At 76.3% G+C, this 1614-nt stretch carries 2 protein-coding genes; both read right to left on the bottom strand.

Annotated elements, in window-relative coordinates:
* Positions 1-30 precede the first annotated feature (30 nt).
* Entirely contained in the window at positions 31-732 is a 702-nt protein-coding gene (locus tag E0D90_RS25510) for an alpha/beta hydrolase family protein (RefSeq protein WP_227870507.1), read from the bottom strand.
* Entirely contained in the window at positions 732-1562 is an 831-nt protein-coding gene (locus tag E0D90_RS25505; RefSeq protein WP_130800275.1) for an SOS response-associated peptidase, read from the bottom strand. The genes E0D90_RS25510 and E0D90_RS25505 overlap by 1 nt, the downstream gene beginning before the upstream one ends.
* Between the last annotated feature and the right edge of the window lie 52 nt (positions 1563-1614).

The raw sequence follows: 1614 nt of genomic DNA, 5'->3' as shown, positions 1-1614 counted from the left end.
GACCCGCGGCGGGGCGGGCTCGGCCCCGGGTCAGCCGCGGGCGGCGGAGAGCACGGGCCAGGCGAGGACGGCGTCGGTCAGTCGCCGCAGGGCCTCGTCCTGGGTGAGCGCGGCCCGGCGCCCGACCGCGAAGCCGTGGTCGGCCTCGGGCACCACGGCGGGTTCGACCGTCTCCGGGAACTCCTCGGGCCGGCCGAACGGGTCACGGCCGCCCTGGACGACCAGCAGCGGCACTCCGGCCCCCGTCAGCTCGTCGGCCCTCGACTTCTCCGGCCGCCCAGGCGGATGCAGCGGGAAGGAGAGCGCGAGGACCGCGACCGCGCCCAGCTCGCGGGCGGTGCGGCAGGCCACCCGGGCGCCGGCGCTGCGGCCCCCGGCGACGAGTGGCAGGCCGGGCGCGCGCAGCGCCGGCCACAGCTCGCGCCAGGCGGCGTCCAGCGTGCGGGGCGCGGGGGCGACCCTGCGGCCCGCGACCCGCCAGGGCTGTTCGACCAGGGCGACGGTGCAGCCGTGCGCGGGGAGCGCGTCGGCGAGTGCCCGCAGGTCGCGGGCCTCGATGCCGCCGCCCGCGCCGTGGCCGAGGGCGACCACGGTGTGCGCGGCGGGCGCCGGGTGCCAGGTGATCCGGGCGTCGCCCGACGGGGTGGCGACGCTTTCCACTCCCCCGGCGGACGCGGAGGCGGATGCGGGAACGGCGGGGCCGGCGGAGGCGGGCTCGGAGCTGGATGCCATCAGAACAGTGTGCCGACCTCGGGCTCCGTCAGCTCGGATATCAGCTCCGGGCCGTTGTTCCGCGCGTTGCTCACCTCGGTGGAGACGGGGTAGGCGCGGACGTGGCCGGCCGGCGGCGGCTCCAGCAGCGCGCGCAGCTCGTCGGTGTCGGTGGTGGCCGGGTCCAGCCAGGCGTCCCAGCGGTCGGCGGGCAGCGCCAGCGGCATCCGGGGGTGGATGTCGGAGAGGGTGCGCGGGTGGTCGGGAGTGGATCGCTCCGCGGTGACCCCCGGCAGCGGCGTGGTCTCCGCCTCGGTGGTCACCACGACGCAGGTCACCCACCAGGCGCTGGGGTGGTCGTCGGGCAGGGACGGGTCACGCCAGAACTCGTAGAGCCCGGCCAGCGCCAGCACGCCGCCGTCGGGCGGGGTGACGTAGTAGGGCTGCTTGCGGGGCCGCTTGCGCTTGCCCTTCTCCTCCTCGCGGCGCTCCTCCCCGCCGGTCGACCACTCGTAGTAGCCGTCGGCGGGCAGCAGACAGCGCCGGGCCGCGAACGCGCGGCGGTAGGAGGGCTTCTCGTGCAGGGTCTCGGCACGGGCGTTGATCATCTTCACGCCGACATCCGGGGACTTGGACCAGGACGGGACCAGACCCCAGCGGAGGGTGCGCAGCTGGCGGACGGGCTCCCTGGGCTCGGTTCCCCGCAGCGGCCGGTCCAGGACCGCGTACACCTCCTTGGTGGGGGCGACGTTCCAGTCCGGCGGCAGCGGCTCTCCCTCACCCGTGTGCTGGACGGAGAACAGCGCCGCGAGGTCTTCCTGCGCTCTGCTGGCGACATAGCGACCACACATGACTCCAGCTTAGGGGGAGGCGCCGACAAGCGGCGGGGCGTGCGGGTGGCCC

Origin of the sequence: Streptomyces otsuchiensis (assembly GCF_004305975.1) — a bacterium.
GTDB lineage: Bacteria > Actinomycetota > Actinomycetes > Streptomycetales > Streptomycetaceae > Streptomyces > Streptomyces otsuchiensis.
Note: the sequence above shows the minus strand (reverse complement) of the source record. Positions and strands in the feature narration are given on the sequence as shown.